The sequence below is a fragment of the Nocardioides sp. NPDC054178 genome (genome assembly GCF_055585005.1).
In genome coordinates this window covers 46216-64038 of record NZ_JBVJKY010000002.1, presented here as the reverse complement: position 1 = coordinate 64038, position 17823 = coordinate 46216, and the positions used below count along the sequence as shown (strand labels likewise).

Below are 17823 nucleotides of genomic sequence, written 5' to 3'. Positions count from 1 at the left end.
GGAAACAACCCGATGCACAGCATGAAGATCTACCTCGCCGTAGCGGCCTCGGCCGCGCTGCTCGCCGGATGCGGCAGCGGCGACCCGTTGGCGACCGAACCCGCCGGAGGAGAGGAGAACGGCGCCATCACCGTCGGTTCCGCCGACTTCCCCGAGAGCGCCCTGATCGCCGAGATCTACGCGGGAGCGCTGGAGGCGAAGGGCGTCGAGGTCGACAAGACGCTCAACATCGGCAGCCGTGAGGCGTACGTCCCGGCGCTGCAGGACGGCTCCATCGACCTGATCCCGGAGTACACCGGTGCGCTCCTGCACTACTTCGACGAGGACGCCACCGCCACCGAGTCCGAGGCGGTCTACGAGGCTCTGACGGCCGCTGCGCCGAAGGGGCTCTCGCTCCTGACGATGTCGTCGGCGGAGGACAAGGATGTCGTCGCGGTCACCCAGGCGACGGCGGACAAGTACTCGCTGTCCTCCATCAGCGACCTCGCCGAGGTGTCGGACGAGCTGACCCTCGGTGGGCCTCCGGAGTGGAAGACGCGGCGCCAGGGTGTGAAGGGCCTGGCCGAGGTCTACGGGGTCGAGTTCGGTACCTTCCGCGCGCTCGACGCGGGCGGTCCGTTGACCGTCCAGGCCCTCAAGAACGGCCAAGTGGACGCGGCGGACCTCTTCACCACCGACCCGTCGATCCAGGAGAACGGGTTCGTCATGCTCGACGACCCGGAGAGCCTCTTCCCGGCGGAGAACGTCGTTCCCCTGATCGCCACGTCGAAGGTCGATGACAAGGTCTCCGGGGCGCTCGACGCGGTCTCTGCCGAGCTCGACACCGAGACGCTGGCAACCCTGGTGAAACAGGTCATCGTGGACAAGAAGGACGCCGAGGACGTGGCGAGCGAGTTCCTGTCCGAGCAGGGTCTGGCCTAGTTCCGGCACGCCTCACAGCAGCGGCATCGCGGGTCATCGGGCCTGCGATGCCGCTGTCTGTGTCGGCCACTCCCGCGGGATGTCTGGGATACCGGACAGTTCACCCGGTCGGAACCCTTGCCTCGAACCCCGGATCCCGATGGACTCGGGTCATGACGTTCGAGCGTATGTGGGCCGACATCGCCCCGGTGGGCAGATCCGCCTCCTCCCAGGGTTACTTCCGTCAGCCGTACACCTCGGCCGAGATGGAGCTGCGCTCCTGGTTCGCCGAGGAGTGCGCCCGGCGAGGGCTCGATCTCGAGCGTGACGGCAACGGCAACCTGGTCGCCTGGTGGGGGAGCGGCGACGATGCCGTGCTCACCGGGTCGCATCTGGACAGCGTCCTCGACGGCGGGGCGTACGACGGACCGCTCGGGGTGGCTTCCTCTCTCGCGGCCGTCGACGTCCTGAGGGACCGGGGCTTCACTCCACGCCGCCCGATCGCGATCGGCGTCTTCGCCGACGAGGAGGGGTCGCGCTACGGGCTCGGCTGCCTCGGCTCCCAGCTCGCGACCGGACTGACGACGCCGGACCAGGCGCGGGCCCTGCGTGATCGCAACGGCCTCCCTCTCGAGGAGGTCATGGCCGACGCGGGCCTCGAGCCGGCGCTCGGCCGCTCGGCCTGGCTGGACCGCGTCGGCTGCTACGTCGAGCTCCACGTCGAGCAGGGCCGCAACCTCGTCGACCGCGACGCCGCGGTGGGCGTCGCCAGCGGGATCTGGCCGCACGGTCGCTGGCGCTTCGACTTCGACGGGGAGGCCAACCACGCGGGCGCCACCCGCATGGAGGACCGGCGCGACCCGATGCTGACGTTCGCGATGACCGCCCTCGTGGCCGACGAGGAGGCCCGCCGCAGCGGGCAGCGCGCCACCTTCGGCCGGATCGAGGCAACCCCCAACGGCACCAACGCGGTGCCCTCCAGGGTCGCCGCGTGGCTCGACGCCCGCTGCGAGAACGACACCATGCTCAGCGACCTCGTCGCCACCCTGGAGAAGCGGGCCGGCGAGCGGGCCGGTCTCGACCGGACCCGCGTCACCGTGACCGCCGAGTCGCTGTCGGCCGCGGTCGAGTTCGACCCCGACCTGGCGTCCCGGATCGCCGCTCCGGGCGACTGGCCGATCATCCCGACCCAGGCCGGACACGACGCCGGCATCCTGTCCACCGCCGGCATCCCGACCGCGATGCTCTTCGTCCGCAACCCCACCGGCATCTCGCACTCACCCGAGGAGCACGCCGAGATGGCCGACTGCGTCGCCGGCGTCGAGGCCCTCGCCGACACCCTCGCGGAGCTGGCCCGATGAGCACGTTGGTCACCGGCATCGGTGAGCTGTTCGTCGGTGACGCCGCCGGATCGGTGATCGAGCGGGCCGCCTTCGTCGTCGACGATGGCCGGGTCGCGTGGGTGGGGCCCGCCGCCGAGGCGCCGGCTGCCGACGCGGCGTACGACGTGGGCGGGCGGGCCGTCATTCCCGGGTTCGTCGACTCCCACAGCCATCTCGTCTTCGCCGGCGACCGCTCGGCCGAGTTCGCCGCACGGATGGCGGGGCAGAGCTATGCCGCCGGTGGCATCCGGACGACCGTGCGCGCGACCCGCGAGGCCAGCGATGCGCAGCTCACCGACCACGTCGCGCGGCTCGTGGCCGAGATGCAGCGGCAGGGCACCACGACCCTCGAGATCAAGAGCGGCTACGGGCTGAGCGTGGCCGACGAGTCCCGCTCGTTGGCGGTGGCGCGGCAGTTCACCGACGAGACGACGTTCCTCGGCGCTCACGTCGTGCCGGAGGGGATCAGCGCGGAGGACTACGTCGCGCTGGTCACCGGCCCCATGCTCGAGGCCGCGCGGCCGCACGCCCGCTGGATCGACGCCTTCTGCGAGCGCGGTGCCTTCGACGCCGACCAGGCCCGGGCGGTGCTGGCCGCGGGTGCGGCAGTCGGTCTGCAGGGCCGGCTGCACGCCAACCAGCTCACCTACGGCGCCGGCGTCCAGCTGGCCTGTGAGCTCGGCCTGGTGGCGGTCGACCACTGCACCTATCTCAGTGACGCCGACGTGGACGCGCTCGCGCAGTCGGGCACCGTCGCCACCCTGCTGCCCGGCGTGGAGTTCTCGACCCGGCATCCGTACGTCGATGCCCGTCGCCTGATCGATGCCGGTGTCCGGGTCGCGCTCGCGTCGGACTGCAACCCGGGCTCCTGCTTCACCAGCTCGCTGCCGTTCTGCATCGCGCTCGCCGTCCGTGACATGGGCATGACGCCGAGCGAGGCCGTGTGGGCCGCGACCGCGGGCGGTGCCGCCGCCCTCGGCCGGACCGACGTCGGGCACCTGAGCGCCGGAGCGGCCGCCGACTTCGCCGTTCTCGATGCGCCCTCCCATGTGCACCTGGCCTACCGGCCGGGGGTGCCCCTGGTCGCCGAGACCTGGCGGGGCGGTCAGCGGGTCGACGGGCGCTGACCGCTCGGCCGGGCGATGCTCGACAGTCCGGGGGCAACTCATCCCCCGGAGGTCGCCGGCCACATCCTTCACCCGCTGCTCCGAGACGACGGCCGTCGTCTCGGAGCAGCGGCAGGTGGTTCTAGGCGCGGAAGGGCCCGCTGATCTCGTAGGTGATGCCGCCGCTGGACGAGCCGGTCGTGCCCCGCTGGGAGGAGAAGTACATGCGGTTGCCGGCCGGGTTGAACGCGACGCCGCACAGCTCCGACGAACTCTGCCCGGTGACCCGGAGGAACGGAGCCACGACGTCGTCGGGGGTGATGATGCAGATCTCCATGTTGCCGCCATCCTCGGCGACGTAGAGGTCTCCTGCCGAGGCTCCGGTGATGTTGTCGACGCCGGTGAGCGGAGGGTTGCCGGTCAGGTTGTCGTCATAGACCGTGTCGAGGGAGCCGGCGGCGGCGTCGAAGGCCCACACCTTGTTGTCGCCCTTGGTGGTGAAGTAGCAGATGTCGTTGCGGTAGTAGGCGCCTTCACCGCCGTTGAACACCTTCATGTTCGACACCTGGTCGCGTGTCGGCGTGGGGGAACCGTCGGGGTCGGGGACGTCGGCCCAGGTCAGGTTCGTGGTGAGCACCTGCAGCTTCCCGGCGGAGAGGTCTCCCCAGGTGGTCGGGACGAACCGGTAGAAGCCGCCGTCGCTCTTGTCCTCGGTCTGGTAGACGACCTTGCGGACGGGGTCGCAGGCCGCGGCCTCGTGCGTGAACCGGCCCATCGCGGCCCGGCGTACGGCAGGCTTCACGCCCCACGGGTCGGTCTCCCAGCTGTAGCCCGTGTCGTGCTCCTCGCAGGAGATCCAGGTGTTCCACGGCGTCGGTCCGCCCGCGCAGTTCCGGGTGGTGCTGCCGAGGATGCGGTAGGCGCTGGTGATGGTGGCGTTGCTGTCGAACCTGATGGCGCTCACGCCGCCGGCGCCGCTGCTCATCTCCGAGTTGGAGACGTAGATCCAGCCGGAGCCGTCGGCGAAGCAGACTCCGCCGTCCGGGGCGCTGTGCCAGGTGTATCCGGTGTTCGCGACGGCCCTCGTCGAGCGGGCGATCACCCGGCTGGTGAACCCCTGGGGCAACAGGATGCCGTTGGCGTCGACGGCCTGGAGAGCGCCATAGGGGCTCGGGCCGGTCTTGGCGGGGTAGGCGATGGCGGGTCGAGTGACGCTGAATCCGAGGGTGACGGTGCCAGCGCCGACAACGGCGGCACGGAGGAAGTTGCGACGATCCATGGGGAGTCCTTCTGGAGTCTCGGCAGATGGAAATGTGCCCGACTCACGCTAGGGATCGGCGCCTCCGTCGAGGCGTCTTCGGAACGAACAGTGCCCGACGCACAGGCGCCGCCGGCGGCCGCCGGCAACGACAGCACCGACCGCCTGGTCGATCGCGCCTGGTTCACCCTGTCCGGGGGAGTCGGACCGGCGAGTGGTCCTGGATCCTGCCGCCATGAGCGAGCCCGTCAACGTCGACAACTTCACCCGTGCCGAGACCCAGAGGATGTTTCGGGCCGTCCTGACCGACGCCGGGGGTCTGAACCGATGGAAGCACAACCGTGTGCCCACTCCGCTCGACCACCAGCCCGTGATCCGGCAGAACCGCGACACGCTCTACAGCGCCGGCGTCTTCGACATCAGCGGCGGCGCGACCGTCACCGTCCCGGAGACCTCGGGTCGCTACCTCGCGGTCATGCCGATCAACCAGGACGGCTACGTCAACGACGTCATCTACGAGCCCGGCACACACGAGCTCACCGTGGACGAGTACGACACCCCGTACGTCATGCTTCCCGTCCGAATCCTCGCCGACCCCGCCGACCCGAACGACCTCGTCGCCGCGCACGCGCTGCAGGACCAGGTCATCGTCGAGACTGCCGCGGACACGCAGCGCCCCTTCCCGGTCGTGGACTACGACACGACGAGCTTCGATGCGACCCGCGCCGCACTTCTCGAGCTCGCCACAGGGCTACCCGACATGCAGCGCGCGTTCGGTGCCCGCGATCAGGTCGACCCGGTCAGGTTCCTCATCGCCTCCGCTGCCGCGTGGGGCGGGCTGCCGGACGCCGCCGCGCAGTATCTCAACGTTCATCCCGGTCTGCCGCCCGGCGAATACACGCTGACGGTACGTGACGTGCCGGTCGACGGCTTCTGGTCGGTCTCCCTCTACGACGCGGCCGGCTACTTCCCGGCCGATGCCGGCGAACGCGTCAGCATCAACAACCTCACCGCTGAGCGCGACGCCGACGGTTCGGTGACGATCCGCTTCGGTGGCCCGCACGATGCCCCGAACCGGTTGCCGTCGGTCGAGGGCTGGAACTACCTGGTCCGCCTCTACCGACCGCGTCCGGAGATCCTCGACGGAAGCTGGACCTTCCCCGGCATCCAGCCGGCGTGAGCCCGCCTCGAGGAGATCGCCGAACATCGCGGGCAACCGAGACGCCAGACTCCCGCGCAAGGAACAACGCCTAGCCCAGCGGAGGGTCAGGGTCGTGTCTGACCGCGATTCGCCGCATGTGGTGACAGGGTTGGTGACCAGCGAGGGGTCGCGTGCGGCGGGTCTCCTGCGATGTCGAGGAAGGGAAGCCTGCGATGAGCGAAGACGCGGTCGACGAGGAGACGACGACGCTGCGAGCCGTCGGTGTACGCGTCCGGCAGGGGGTTCGGGATCTGCTTCCGACCACGTCGTTGACGCTGCGCGGGGGAGAGGTCGCGGTGGCCGTCGGCCCGCCGGGAGGTGGGCACACGTCGCTGGCTCTGGCGCTGGCCGGACGGCTGCGGCTGGACGCCGGCAGGGTGGCGCTGGACGGCGACGCCTCGCCTCGGGTCCTGCAGGCGGCGGTCGCGCTGGTCGATGTGCCAGGGGTCTCCGAGCCGGACGAGATGGTGCCGTTCCGCACCATCCTGGGTGAGGAGCTCGCCATGGCGAAGCACCGGCCGAGCGCGGCGGCGATCGACGGCTGGCTGGGGGAGTACGACCTCGCGACCGGTATCACCACGGAGGCGGTCCCGCCGGCGCCGCGCCTGGAGATCCTGGCGCGGCTGGCACTGCTGCGGCCGGGCACCCGCTACCTCGTCCTCACCTACCCCGAGCGTCTCGGGCTGCCCGTCGGGGAGTGGCTGGACATCGCGAACGATCTCGCCGGGTCCGGGAGCCGGCCCGGGGTCCTGGTCACCGCGAGTCCCGCGGTCTCGATCCCCGCCGGAGTGCGTACGTTCACCATCGGTCCGACGGAGGAAGCATGAACTCGCTGCGTATCGCCCTGACCGAGCTGCGCCGGATCACGGCCGGACGCCTGGCGAAGCTCGTCATCGTGGCGCTCGTCCTCGTCCCCACGCTCTACGCCGGGCTCTACCTCTACGCCAACCACGATCCGTACGCCCACTTCGATGAGCTCCCGGCGGCGCTCATCGTCGAGGACACCGGGGCGACCACGACCGACGGCACGAAGATCAACGCCGGCCGCGATGTCGCCGACAAGCTCCTGAAGTCGGGCGACTTCGACTGGTCGGAGGTCTCCGCGGCCACCGCGGAGAAGGACATCCGGGAGGGCGACTACTACTTCGCCCTGCGGATCCCGGAGGGGTTCTCGCGGACGCTGACCGGGGCGGAGCGGCTCGACCCGGAGCAGGCGCAGATCCAGGTCATCACCAACGACGCCAACTCCTACCTGTCCACCACGATCGCGACCAACGTCACCGACAAGGTCCGCGACGCCATCGCCAGCGAGGTCTCCGAGCAGGCCGCGGCCAGCTTCCTGCTCGGCATCTCCGACCTCCGCTCGGGGCTGGTCAAGGCCGCCGACGGTGCCGCGAAGCTGGAGAAGGGCGCGGGCACGCTGCGCGACGGTGCCGGCGAGCTGGCCACCGGAGCCGGTGAGCTGGAGGACGGCCTGAACACCATCGAGGGCAAGGTCACCGACCTGCCCACCAAGACGCGCGAGCTCGCCACCGGTGCCCGGAAGGTCGCCGACGCGAACGGCGAGATCGCCGCCACCGGGCAGCGCGCCGCGACCGCCGTCGACGACGCGGTCGCCGCCTACGACGCGACCCGGTCGGACCTCGACGCCCGGCTCGAGGCCGAGGGTCTCGACGAGCAGCAGCGCGCCGAGGTGCTGGCCGTCTACGACCGTGGATCCGCCCCGCTCGACCGGGTCGACCAGCGCGTCGGGGATGTCTCCGGGCAGCTGAACGACCTCGCCGCCGGGGCCGACCAGGTCGCCGACGGCAACGAGCAGCTCGCCTCGGCGATGCCCGATCTGGTCGCCGGGATCACCCAGGCGGCGGACGGCGCCGGCGAGCTCAGCACCGGCGCGACCCGGCTCCGTGACGGTGCCGCCAAGCTCGCCACGGGTGCCGGCGACCTGAAGAAGGGGCTGCAGGACGGCGCCGCGCAGGCGCCCGCCACCAACGAGGAGCTGCGCGACCGGATCGCCTCGACGATCGCCGACCCGGTCGCCATCGACTCGGTCTCCGAGGCGAAGGCGTCCTCCTACGGAGCCGGGCTGGCGCCGTTCTTCCTCGCCCTGGGCGCCTGGATCGGTGGGTACGTCCTCTTCCTGCTCGTCCGGCCGATCTCGACCCGCGCGCTGGCCGCCAACCAGACCCCGCTACGGATCGCCCTGGGTGGCTGGCTCACGCCGGCGCTGATCGGTGCCGCGCAGATGGTCGTCGTGCTCGTGGTCGTCGGCACCGCCGTCGAGATCACCCCGGTGAACTGGCTCGGCACGTTCGGGTTCCTGCTGCTCACCTCCGCGACCTTCATCGCGATCGTGCACATGCTCAACGCGCTCCTCGGTGCGCCGGGCCAGTTCCTCGGCCTGGTCCTGATGGTCGTCCAGCTCGTCACCGCCGGCGGCACCTTCCCCTGGCAGACCATTCCCGGGCCGCTGCACCCGCTCCACCACGTACTGCCGATGAGCTATGCCGTCGACGGGCTGCGCCAGCTGATGTACGGCGGGCTCTCGGGACGGGTCGTCTCCGACGCCCTCGTCCTGGCCGCCTTCCTCGTCGGCGCACTGCTGCTGACCAGCTTCGGCGCCCGCCGGCAGCGCGTCTGGACGCCCAAACGAGTGCGCCCGGAGATCGCCATCTAGCTCGCGTTCAGCTCACTCGGCCCTGCGCTCACGCCGCGCCGGAGGCCGTGATCAACCGTGCTCCCGTGGAGCCCGGTGCGTTGTCCTGTGCAGACAGCATACAGTTGACAACAGACAAATGATGTCTGATGATTCACAGACTCCATGAAAGAGTTAAGGGGCCGCCGAAACATGCACATCACGGGCTATCGCACGCTGACGACGGTGCACGACTGGGGACGTCCCATCGGTGACGTCAACGGCGCCGTCGGGTCGGGCAAGACGGCGGTGCCGATCGTCGTGCTCACCACCGACTCGGGTCTCGAGGGCATCGGCCTGGGACATCACCAGGGTCTCGACGTCGTCTTCCCGGCTCTGGAGGGCGAGGACCCGCGCGCCGTACAGGCGCTCTACGACCGGATGCTGTCGTGGGTCTTCAAGTCCGGGCACGGCGGCGCGGTGTTCGGGGCGATCGGCGCGCTCGACATGGCCCTGTGGGACCTCAAGGCCAAGGCGGCCGGTCAACCGCTGTGGCGACTCCTCGGCGGGCGCGACCGGGTCGTCCCGGCGTACGCCTCCGGCCTGGACGGGCCGCTGACCGACGAGGAGCTGGCTGCGCTGCAGACCCGGTTCGCCGAGCGTGGCTTCAGCGCCGTCAAGATCAAGGGCGGCCTCGACGTCGAGGCCGACCTGCGGCGTCTCCACCTCGTGAGCGACGTCTTCCACGACCGGACGGGCGCCGCGCCCGCGCTGATGCTCGACGCCAACGAGTCCTGGTCACGCAAGGAGGCGGTACGCCACATCGGTCGCCTCGAGGAGTCGGTCGACCTCGCGTGGGTCGAGGAGCCGGTCCGCCGGTGGGACGTCGACGGCCTGACGCGGGTCTCCCAGTCGGTGCGGGCGGCCGTCGCGACCGGGGAGAACCTCACCGGGCTCGAGCAGTTCCGGCCGCTGCTGCAGGCCAATGCGGTCGATGTCGTGCAGACGGGCAGCGTCTGGGGGATCAGCCACTTCCTGCGGGTGGCCGCCCTGGCGCTGGCCTTCGACCTGCCGGTGAGCCCGGTGGGCTACAACGCCAACCCGGTCGCCCATGCGGCGACGGTCGTTCCCAACCACCTCTCGCTGGAGGTGCAGGACCTGCACCTGCCCTTCGGCATCGAGTCCGACCAGGAGATCGAGGACGGTCACCTCGTGCTCGGCGACCTCCCCGGGCTGGGTCTGGTCGTCGACGAGGGGGCGATCGGACACATGAACGAGGCCGCCGACTGGGGACGCCACGGCGGCCCCCATGTACGTCCGGAGCGGGCCGGACGCAGGCTCGTGCGCAAGCCGTCCCTCCACCCGCGCTCCCAAGGCCCCGCTCCACACTGACCTGCTTCCCCCACCGAAAGGACCAGCCAGATGACGTCCCCGACCACGCAGCCCCGCGGTTGTGCCGTGGTGACCGGAGCGGGCGGCTCGCTCGGCCGCGCCAGTGCCGTACGCCTCGGGCGGGAGGGCTTCTCGCTAGCCCTGCTCGACCTGCCAGGTGAGGCACTGGCCACCACGGCCGCCGAGGTCGAGGCGGCGGGAGCCCGGCAGGCCACCCTTCCGGTGGACGTCCGCGACGCTGCCGCCGTCGTCGCCGCCCTGGAGGAGGCCGAGCGCGACCTGGGTCCCCTCGAGGTGCTGCTCAACAACGCCGCGATCTATCCCGCCACCCCCTTTCTCGACATCCCGGTCAGCGAGTACGACGACGTGGTGGCGGTCAACCAGCGGGCCTACTTCGTCGCGGCCCAGGCAGCGGCCCGACTGATGGCGCCGCGGGGGAGCGGCTCGATCGTCAACGTCGGTTCGATCACCTTCTCCGGTGGCTGGGACAAGCTCGCCAGCTATGTCTCGACCAAGGGAGCGGCGGTGGCGCTGACCCGTGCGCTCGCCCGCGAGCTCGGCCCGCAGGGGATCCGGGTGAACGCGGTCGCCCCGGGTGCCTTCCCGACCAAGGCCGAGGAGATCCACGAGGACCCGGAGGCCTACACGACCCACGTGCTGGACCACCAGGCCCTCAAACGGCGCGGCCGTCCCGACGAGCTGGCGGCGGTGGTCGCCTTCCTGGTCGGGCCCGACGCGTCCTTCATGACCGGACAGACCCTGAACGTCGACGGCGGATGGAACATGCAATGAGCGACCCCGACACCGAGCTCGACATCTTCGGGCACCGACTCACCCCGCGCGGGCTGCGCGAGCGTACCGGCGACACCGAGTCCGTCGCAGGAGTGCGCCAGGTCGTCCTCGACAACGGCTCCGAGCGCGGCGTACGCGCGGTGCAGCTGCGCACCTCGGCCGGGCTCGAGCTCGAGGTGCTGGTCGACCGGGCGCTCGATCTCGGCGCCGCCCGGCTGCGGGGCGTCCCCTTCGGATGGCGAAGCGGCAACGGCTTCCGTCATCCGGGCCTGCACGAGCACCACGACGAGGGCGGTCTGTCCTGGCTGCGCGCCCTCGACGGCCTGCTGGTCTCCGGCGGCCTCGACCACACGCTCTTCGGCGGCGACGTCGACGCGACGGCCTACAACTATCCGCCGAAGCAGACGGTCAACCACGGACTCCACGGCCGGCTCACCGCGATCCCCGGCCGGCTGCTCGAGGCCGGCGAGGTGTGGGACGGTGACCGGTGCGTGCTGCGGGTGCGGGGCGAGGTCGTCCAGGCGACCTCCTTCGGTGAGCACCTGCGGCTGACCCGCACGATCGAGGTCGACTTCGACGGGCTCGAGATCCGCCTCGATGACGTCGTCGACAACCTCGGCTTCGACCCGACGCCGCACATGTTCCTCTATCACCTCAACTTCGGCTGGCCGCTGGTCGACGAGGGCACCGAGCTCGTCGCGGCGATCAGCCGGACCCCGTGGCGCTCCGACTCGGTCGCCGAGCAGGGCGTCTCCTACCGCACTCTCCCCGAGCCGCAGCCGCGGTTCGTCGAGCAGGTCCACGAGCACGCGCTGGTCGCCGACGGCGATGGGCGGCACCGGGTCGCGCTGGTCCGCGGCGACGAGACCCTCGGCGTGGAGGTGTCGTGGGACTCCGCCACGATGCCGCACTTCTTCGAGTGGCAGAACCTCCGCAGCGGTCAGTACGCCGTCGGGTTGGAGCCGTCGACGCATGCGGTCGCGGGTGACGCCGCCGCCCGTGAGGACGGGTCGATGACCTGGCTCGAGCACGGTGACGCGCGCAGCTACTCCACCACGATCCGCGTGCTCGACGGTGCGGAGGCGATCCGGGCCTCCCGGGCCGCGATCCGCGCGCTCGGCGACCAGCCCGACTGACCTGCCACCCCACCGACGCAAGGAAGAACCGATGACCACCACTCCCCGCATCCTCGAGGGATACCGCGTCCTCGACTGCTCGATCGCCATGGCCGGCCCGTTCGCCGCTCAGCGGCTGGGCGACCTGGGCGCCGACGTCGTCAAGGTCGAGCCGGTCACCGGTGAGTGGCAGCGCCACGCCGCGGCCGGTGGCGCGCAGGGCAACCAGATCAACGTCTCGTTCCTCTCGCTCAACCGCAACAAGCGCTCGCTGGCCGTCGATCTCAAGAACGTTGCCGGCAAGAACGTTCTGTTGCGGATGGTTGAGAACGCAGATGTTTTTCTGCAGAACTATCGCCCCGGAGTGGCCGAGCGGCTCGGCGTCGACTACGCGACCCTCTCGGCGATCAACCCGCGCCTGGTCTACGTCTCGATGTCCGGCTACGGCGAGGACGGCCCTGACGTGGACCAGCCCGGGCAGGACCTGCTGCTGCAGGCCCGCAGCGGCGCGATGCTCTCGACCGGTCGCCACGGCGAGCCGCCGCAGCCGGCGGGGCAGTACCTCGTCGACGCGGTCACCGCGTCCACCGCGTTCGAGGCTGTCCTGGCGGCGCTGCTCCACCGCGAGCGTACGGGCGAGGGGCAGCTGGTGAAGGTGAACATGCTGGACGCGATCACCACCTTGCAGATGCAGGAGCTGTCGGTGTTCGTGGCCGGCAAGGTGCCCCAGCAGCGCAGCGCGGAGCCGCATGCGCACGTCTACATCCGGGCGCCCTACGGCACGTTCAGGACGGCAGACGGCTTCCTCGCCCTCGCCATGCCCGACCTGCCGACGCTGGGCAGGGTCATCGACGAGCCCGCGTTCGCCGAGATGAGCTCGGAGGTGCACGGCTGGACCCACCGGGACGAGGTCCACCGCCGCACCGCGGACAGGCTCGTGCTGCGTACAACCGCAGAGTGGCTCGCAGATCTTGGTGCCGCCGGCATCTGGTGCGGCCCGGTCCAGGACTACGCGGCCCTGGTCGAGGATCCGCAGATCAAGCACAACGGGACCTTCGTCGAGTACGACCATCCCACCGAGGGCCTGGTCACGACCCCCGGATTCCCGTACGCCTTCTCCCGCACGCCGGCCTCGATCGAGCGGGGCGCACCCCTGGTCGGGCAGCACACCGGGGAGCTGCTCGCAGAGGCCGGGTTCACCGGCGAGGAGATCGCGGCGCTGACCGCCGACGGCGTGGTCGCCGAGACCCGGCCCGAGCAGCCGGTCTGATGACTGCGCCGACCTTCCGCGGCCTGACCTGGGACCACCCGCGCGGCCGCGACGCTCTGGTCGCGGCGGCCGGGGCGAGCGACCTGGACCTGGTCTGGGACGTCCACCCGCTCAGCGGCTTCGAATCCACCCCGATCGAGGAGATCGCGGCCGAGTACGACCTCGTCGTCCTCGACCACCCCCACCTCGGCGACGCGGTCGCACACGGCGGCCTGCAGCCGTTCGACGACCTCGTCGGTCGCGAGCAAGTGGAGGCGTGGTCGGATGCGGCCGTCGGGCCCAGCCTCGCGTCGTACGTCATGGACGGACGGCTGTGGGCGGTGCCTCTCGACGCCGCGACGCAGGTCGCCGCGACGCGCCCGGACCTCGTCGACGTCGTGCCGCGGCTGTGGGCGGACGTCGTCGCGCTGTCCCGGCGGGCACCGGTCGCGCTGTCGGTCGCGGGCCCGCACGCGCTCCTGACCTTCTCCTCGGTCTGCGTCGCGCTGGGGGAGGAGCCAGGAGGCGAGGAGCGCTTCGTCTCCGGCGACGTCGGACGGCAGGCCCTCGAGCTGATGGCCGACCTGGCCGCGCGGGCCCCGCGCCACACCCTGGTCCTCGACCCGATCGGGCTGCTCGCGGAGATGACCGAGGGCGACACGATCGCGCACGTACCGCTCGTCTACGGCTACGCCACCTACGCAGACACCACGCTCCAACGCCCTGTCCGCTTCACCGACGCGCCCACGCTCGCTCCCGGTACGCGGCCCGGCTCCACCCTCGGCGGGACCGGCCTGGCCCTCACGGCGCGGTGCGAGGTCACGCCCGAGCTGCTCGATCACGTACGCCACCTCATGTCAGGGCCGGTGCAGGAGGCCTTCATCCCGGCACATGCCGGTCAGCCGTCGGCCCGCGCCGCGTGGACGTCGCCGGCGGTGAACGAGCCGGTGGGCGACTTCTACCTCGGCACCCTGGAGACGGTCGAGCGGGCGTGGGTGCGGCCCCGTCATCCGGGCTACGTGAGGTTCCAGACCGAGGCCGCCGAGGCCGTCCGCGAGGCCGTGGCCGGCTCGATCAGCACCGCCGCCGCCCTCGACCGGATCGGCGAACGCCACCTGGCCCTCGTGCCGGACCAACCGGAAGGAGCTGCCCGATGACCGCACCTGAGTCGCCCTGCCCGGAGGTGCTGTTCGAGCAGCACGGCCACGTCGGCGTGATCACCCTCAACCGGCCCGCCAAGCTCAACGCCGTCACCCAGGAGATGTCGGACGCGCTCGTCGCGCTGGCGCGCTGGTGCAACGAGAGCGACGACGTACGGGTCGTGGTGCTCACCGGTGCCGGGGACCGCGCGTTCTGCGCAGGCTCGGACATCGCTGAGCTCGACAAGTACGCCACCCCGTGGGACTTCCGCAACCGGGAGGACTACTGCGACTCGCTCAAGGTGCTGCGCAAGCCGATCATCGCCGCCGTCAACGGGTACGCCCTCGGCGGCGGGCTGGAGACGGCGCTGATCTGCGACATCCGGCTGGCATCGACCACGGCGAAGCTCGCCGCGGCCGAGGTGAAGCTCGGCTGGATCGGCGGTGGTGGCATGTCGGCCCTGCTGGACCGCTCGATCGGCCCCAGCAACGCCGCGGTGATGCTGATGACCGGCGATCCGATCGACGCCCAGCAGGCGCTCGCGTGGGGCCTGGTCAGCGAGCTGCTCCCGCCCGAGGCGCTCCTGCCGCGGGCCCTCGAGCTCGCCGAGACGATCGCGAGCCGGGCCCCCATCGCGGTCGAGACCGCCAAGGCCAACCTCACCGCCGCCGCCAACATGCCGCTGGAGCAGGCGGTCGCCTACGAGCGCGACATCCAGACCGTGTGCTTCGCGACCGCCGATGCCGCCGAGGGGCGCGCGGCGTTCGCCGAGAAGCGCGCACCCCGATTCGTCCGAGCCTGACCACAGGAGCACCGATGACCGTCACCACCGACTGGGGGCCCGATCTGGCCGCCACCCTGCCCACCGATGGCGCCGTCCCGACGCTGGTGGGGCGCGTCTGGGACCCGGAGGCGCGGGGCCCGAGCGTCGTCGTGGTGCGGGAAGGCATGGCGTACGACGTGAGTGGGTCGTTCCCGACGGTGCGGGACCTCTGCGAGCGTGCCGACCCCACCGTCGCGCTCGCCGAGGCACCCGGCGAGCCGCTGGCCACGGTGGTCGACCTGCTCGCCAACACGCCGCCCGAGGGCCGCGATCCCGACCGTCCCTGGCTGCTCGCGCCGGTCGACCTGCAGGCGGTCAAGGCCGCCGGGGTGACCTTCGCGGTGTCGATGCTGGAGCGGCTCATCGAGGAGCGCGCTCGAGGCGAGGCCGGCGCGGCCGCCGAGGTACGCGCCGAGATCACCGCGGCCATCGGCGGCGGGCTCGAGGAGCTGACACCCGGCTCGCCGCAGGCGCAGCGGCTCAAGGAGCTGCTGCGCGAGCGTGGCATGTGGAGTCAGTACCTCGAGGTCGGCATCGGCCCTGACGCGGAGATCTTCACCAAGGCCCAGCCGCTGGCCGCGGTCGGCACCGCCACCGAGGTCGGGGTGCTGGCCTCCTCACGGTGGAACAACCCGGAGCCCGAGGTCGCGCTGATCATCGCCTCCGACGGCCGCATCGTCGGCGCCACCCTCGGCAACGACGTGAACCTGCGTGACGTCGAGGGGCGTTCGGCGCTCCTCCTGCCCAAGGCCAAGGACAACAACGCCGCCTGCGCCCTCGGCCCGTTCGTACGGCTCTTCGACGGCGGCTTCACCCTCGACCACGTGCGCGCGACGACGGTCTCGCTCGAGGTGCGCGGGGAGGACGGCTTCGAGATGGCCGGGACCTCGTCGATGCGCGCGATCAGCCGCGACCCCGAGGACCTGGTCGGCCAGCTGATCGGCCCGCACCACCAGTATCCGGACGGGGCCGTGCTGCTGCTCGGCACCATGTTCGCGCCCTCCGACGACCGCGACGAACCCGGCATGGGGTTCACCCACCACTGCGGCGACATCGTCCGGATCTCCGCGCCCGAGCTCGGCACCCTCGTCAACCTCGTCAGGGCGAGCGAGGAGTGCGCGCCGTGGGACTTCGGCGTCGCCGACCTGATGCGCAACCTCGCTGGAAGGAACCTGCTGTGACCGTCCTGCCCTCCCGGAACCCCGCCACCGGCGAGGAGACCCCGACCGGGCTCCGGTCCACCACGACCGAGGAGGTCGAACGGGTCGTCGCGCAGGCGCACGCCGCCGTGTCGGCGCTGGCGGCACTGGGTCGCGAGGGGCGCGCCCGGCTGCTCGAGGCGATGGCTGACCGGCTCGAAGAAGGCCGCGTCCGCCTCGTCGAGACCGCGATGTCGGAGACCGGGCTGACCCGGCCCCGCCTGGAGGGAGAGGTGGGCCGCACCACCTTCCAGCTGCGTCTCTTCGCCGAGGCGGTCAGGGAGGGCAGCTTCCTCGAGGCCGCGATCGACCACGCCGGACAGACGCCGCTCGGACCAGCTCCCGACGTACGCCGCATGCTGGTGCCGCTCGGCCCGGTCGCCGTCTTCGGGGCGAGCAACTTCCCGCTCGCCTTCTCCGTGCCGGGCGGTGACACCGCGTCCGCGATCGCGGCCGGCTGCTCGGTCGTGGTCAAGGCACACGAGTCGCACCCGCTGACCTCCCAGCTCGCCTTCGACGCGCTGCGCGCCGCGGTCGACGATCTCGGGCTGCCGCCAGGGACCGTCGGCCTGGTCCACGGTCGCCAGGCCGGGGCCGACCTGGTCGTCGCCCCGCTCATCAAGGCGGTCGGCTTCACGGGCTCGCCCGCCGGGGGTCGGGCGCTGCTCGATCTGGTCAACGCCCGCTCCGAGCCGATCCCGTTCTACGGCGAGCTCGGGAGCCTCAACCCGCTCGTGATCACCCCCGGAGCTGCGGCGGCCCGCGGGGCGGCCGTCGCCGAGGGCCTCGCCGCATCGATCACCGGGTCGGCCGGGCAGCTGTGCACCAAGCCCGGACTGGCATTCGTGCCGGCCGGCGAGGCCGGCGACGCGCTGGTCGCCGCGCTCGCCGCGACCCTGGCCGCGTCGGCCGCGCAGCCGCTGCTCAACCTCGGCATCGCCAACTCCTACCGGGAGATCCTCGGTCGGCTCGCGTCGACGCCCGCCGTCAGCGTCGCCGTGGCGGCGGAGGAACAGGGCGAGCCCGCCTGGGCCGGTTCAGGCCTTATGGTGACGGGCACGACGGGCCTCCCGGAGGTCCTCGAGGAGTGCTTCGGTCCCGCCGCCGTCGTGGTGAGATACGCCGACGAGGCCGATCTCGTCGCCGCGCTGCGCCAGGTACCCGGATCGCTCACCGCCTCCCTCCACTCCCAGCCCGACGAGTCCGCGCTGACCCGGCGGCTCGTCGAGGTCGTCACCCCGCTCGCCGGCCGCCTCGTCTTCAACGGCTTCCCCACCGGCGTACGCGTCTCGTGGGCGCAGCACCACGGCGGACCCTGGCCCTCCACCAACACCCTGCACACCTCGGTCGGCGTCACTGCCATGCGCCGGTTCCTGCGCCCGCTGGTCTGGCAGGACGCGCCCCAGGAGCTGTTGCCCGAGGAACTGCGCGACGGCCACACCGCCACACCGCGCCGCATCAACGGCACCCTGCACGTCTGAGCAAAGCCGAGGCGTCGGCCGAGAGGTCAGCCGCGTCGGCCGAGAGGTCAGCTGCGTCGGCCGAGAGGTCAGCTGCGTCGGCCGAGAGGTCAGCTGCGTCGGCCGAGAGGTCAGCTGCGTCGGCCGAGAGGTCAGCTGCGTCGGCCGAGA

15 protein-coding genes are annotated in these 17823 nt (G+C 71.5%); 14 read left to right on the top strand and 1 reads right to left on the bottom strand.

The genetic code is table 11. The features are described from left to right. Positions 1-12 precede the first annotated feature (12 nt). From ACZ6WN_RS06900 to hutI, 3 genes are all read left to right on the top strand, one after another. On the top strand, positions 13-921 hold the full coding sequence (locus ACZ6WN_RS06900) for an ABC transporter substrate-binding protein (protein ID WP_465863598.1): 909 nt from the start codon (positions 13-15) through the stop codon (positions 919-921). 152 nt (positions 922-1073) lie between these two features. Further along, positions 1074-2261 carry an allantoate amidohydrolase gene (locus ACZ6WN_RS06895; RefSeq protein ID WP_465863597.1) on the top strand — a complete coding sequence of 396 codons (1188 nt, stop codon included), beginning with the start codon at positions 1074-1076 and terminating at the stop codon, positions 2259-2261. Next, positions 2258-3409, top strand: a complete 1152-nt coding sequence (gene hutI, locus ACZ6WN_RS06890; RefSeq protein ID WP_465863595.1) for an imidazolonepropionase — start codon at positions 2258-2260, stop codon at positions 3407-3409. Before ACZ6WN_RS06895 ends, hutI begins: the two co-directional genes overlap by 4 nt. Positions 3410-3530: 121 nt before the next feature. Here hutI and ACZ6WN_RS06885 read toward each other — a convergent pair whose 3' ends face one another. Further along, on the bottom strand, positions 3531-4667 hold the full coding sequence (locus ACZ6WN_RS06885; RefSeq protein ID WP_465863594.1) for an alkaline phosphatase PhoX: 1137 nt from the start codon (positions 4665-4667) through the stop codon (positions 3531-3533). Between the two features lie 214 nt (positions 4668-4881). On the opposite strand from ACZ6WN_RS06885, the gene ACZ6WN_RS06880 reads away from it, so the two are divergent. The 11 genes from ACZ6WN_RS06880 (at position 4882) to ACZ6WN_RS06830 (ending at position 17673) form a co-directional block, all read left to right on the top strand. Continuing rightward, the gene (locus tag ACZ6WN_RS06880; RefSeq protein WP_465863593.1) at positions 4882-5826 is read left to right on the top strand and encodes a DUF1214 domain-containing protein; all 945 of its coding nucleotides are present in this window, start codon (positions 4882-4884) and stop codon (positions 5824-5826) included. A 194-nt stretch (positions 5827-6020) separates the two neighbouring features. Continuing rightward, positions 6021-6674 (top strand): hypothetical protein, encoded by a 654-nt coding sequence (locus ACZ6WN_RS06875; RefSeq protein ID WP_465863592.1) that lies wholly within the window; start codon positions 6021-6023, stop codon positions 6672-6674. Further along, positions 6671-8524 (top strand): YhgE/Pip domain-containing protein, encoded by a 1854-nt coding sequence (locus ACZ6WN_RS06870; protein ID WP_465863591.1) that lies wholly within the window; start codon positions 6671-6673, stop codon positions 8522-8524. Before ACZ6WN_RS06875 ends, ACZ6WN_RS06870 begins: the two co-directional genes overlap by 4 nt. A 171-nt stretch (positions 8525-8695) precedes the next feature. Further along, positions 8696-9874, top strand: a complete 1179-nt coding sequence (locus ACZ6WN_RS06865; protein ID WP_465863590.1) for a mandelate racemase/muconate lactonizing enzyme family protein — start codon at positions 8696-8698, stop codon at positions 9872-9874. Positions 9875-9904: 30 nt separating this feature from the next. Then, entirely contained in the window at positions 9905-10666 is a 762-nt protein-coding gene (locus tag ACZ6WN_RS06860; protein ID WP_465863589.1) for an SDR family NAD(P)-dependent oxidoreductase, read from the top strand. Further along, positions 10663-11802, top strand: a complete 1140-nt coding sequence (locus tag ACZ6WN_RS06855; RefSeq protein ID WP_465863587.1) for an aldose 1-epimerase family protein — start codon at positions 10663-10665, stop codon at positions 11800-11802. The genes ACZ6WN_RS06860 and ACZ6WN_RS06855 overlap by 4 nt, the downstream gene beginning before the upstream one ends. A gap of 31 nt (positions 11803-11833) precedes the next feature. After that, positions 11834-13051 (top strand): CaiB/BaiF CoA transferase family protein, encoded by a 1218-nt coding sequence (locus tag ACZ6WN_RS06850; RefSeq protein WP_465863586.1) that lies wholly within the window; start codon positions 11834-11836, stop codon positions 13049-13051. Beyond that, on the top strand, positions 13051-14187 hold the full coding sequence (locus ACZ6WN_RS06845; protein ID WP_465863584.1) for a hypothetical protein: 1137 nt from the start codon (positions 13051-13053) through the stop codon (positions 14185-14187). The genes ACZ6WN_RS06850 and ACZ6WN_RS06845 overlap by 1 nt, the downstream gene beginning before the upstream one ends. Continuing rightward, positions 14184-14972: an enoyl-CoA hydratase/isomerase family protein gene (locus tag ACZ6WN_RS06840; RefSeq protein ID WP_465863582.1), complete on the top strand. Its 789-nt coding sequence runs from the start codon at positions 14184-14186 to the stop codon at positions 14970-14972. The genes ACZ6WN_RS06845 and ACZ6WN_RS06840 overlap by 4 nt, the downstream gene beginning before the upstream one ends. Before the next feature lie 14 nt (positions 14973-14986). Then, positions 14987-16174, top strand: coding sequence for a fumarylacetoacetate hydrolase family protein (locus ACZ6WN_RS06835; RefSeq protein ID WP_465863580.1), 1188 nt, complete (start codon positions 14987-14989; stop codon positions 16172-16174). After that, entirely contained in the window at positions 16171-17673 is a 1503-nt protein-coding gene (locus tag ACZ6WN_RS06830; protein WP_465863579.1) for an aldehyde dehydrogenase (NADP(+)), read from the top strand. The genes ACZ6WN_RS06835 and ACZ6WN_RS06830 overlap by 4 nt, the downstream gene beginning before the upstream one ends. Positions 17674-17823: the final 150 nt, after the last annotated feature.

Coding starts and splice junctions, on each gene's coding strand:
- ACZ6WN_RS06900 (WP_465863598.1), top strand. CDS start 13: ATGCACAGCATGAAGATCTACCTCGCCGTAGCGGCCTCGGCCGCGCTG.
- ACZ6WN_RS06895 (WP_465863597.1), top strand. CDS start 1,074: ATGACGTTCGAGCGTATGTGGGCCGACATCGCCCCGGTGGGCAGATCC.
- hutI (WP_465863595.1), top strand. CDS start 2,258: ATGAGCACGTTGGTCACCGGCATCGGTGAGCTGTTCGTCGGTGACGCC.
- ACZ6WN_RS06885 (WP_465863594.1), bottom strand. CDS start 4,667: ATGGATCGTCGCAACTTCCTCCGTGCCGCCGTTGTCGGCGCTGGCACC.
- ACZ6WN_RS06880 (WP_465863593.1), top strand. CDS start 4,882: ATGAGCGAGCCCGTCAACGTCGACAACTTCACCCGTGCCGAGACCCAG.
- ACZ6WN_RS06875 (WP_465863592.1), top strand. CDS start 6,021: ATGAGCGAAGACGCGGTCGACGAGGAGACGACGACGCTGCGAGCCGTC.
- ACZ6WN_RS06870 (WP_465863591.1), top strand. CDS start 6,671: ATGAACTCGCTGCGTATCGCCCTGACCGAGCTGCGCCGGATCACGGCC.
- ACZ6WN_RS06865 (WP_465863590.1), top strand. CDS start 8,696: ATGCACATCACGGGCTATCGCACGCTGACGACGGTGCACGACTGGGGA.
- ACZ6WN_RS06860 (WP_465863589.1), top strand. CDS start 9,905: ATGACGTCCCCGACCACGCAGCCCCGCGGTTGTGCCGTGGTGACCGGA.
- ACZ6WN_RS06855 (WP_465863587.1), top strand. CDS start 10,663: ATGAGCGACCCCGACACCGAGCTCGACATCTTCGGGCACCGACTCACC.
- ACZ6WN_RS06850 (WP_465863586.1), top strand. CDS start 11,834: ATGACCACCACTCCCCGCATCCTCGAGGGATACCGCGTCCTCGACTGC.
- ACZ6WN_RS06845 (WP_465863584.1), top strand. CDS start 13,051: ATGACTGCGCCGACCTTCCGCGGCCTGACCTGGGACCACCCGCGCGGC.
- ACZ6WN_RS06840 (WP_465863582.1), top strand. CDS start 14,184: ATGACCGCACCTGAGTCGCCCTGCCCGGAGGTGCTGTTCGAGCAGCAC.
- ACZ6WN_RS06835 (WP_465863580.1), top strand. CDS start 14,987: ATGACCGTCACCACCGACTGGGGGCCCGATCTGGCCGCCACCCTGCCC.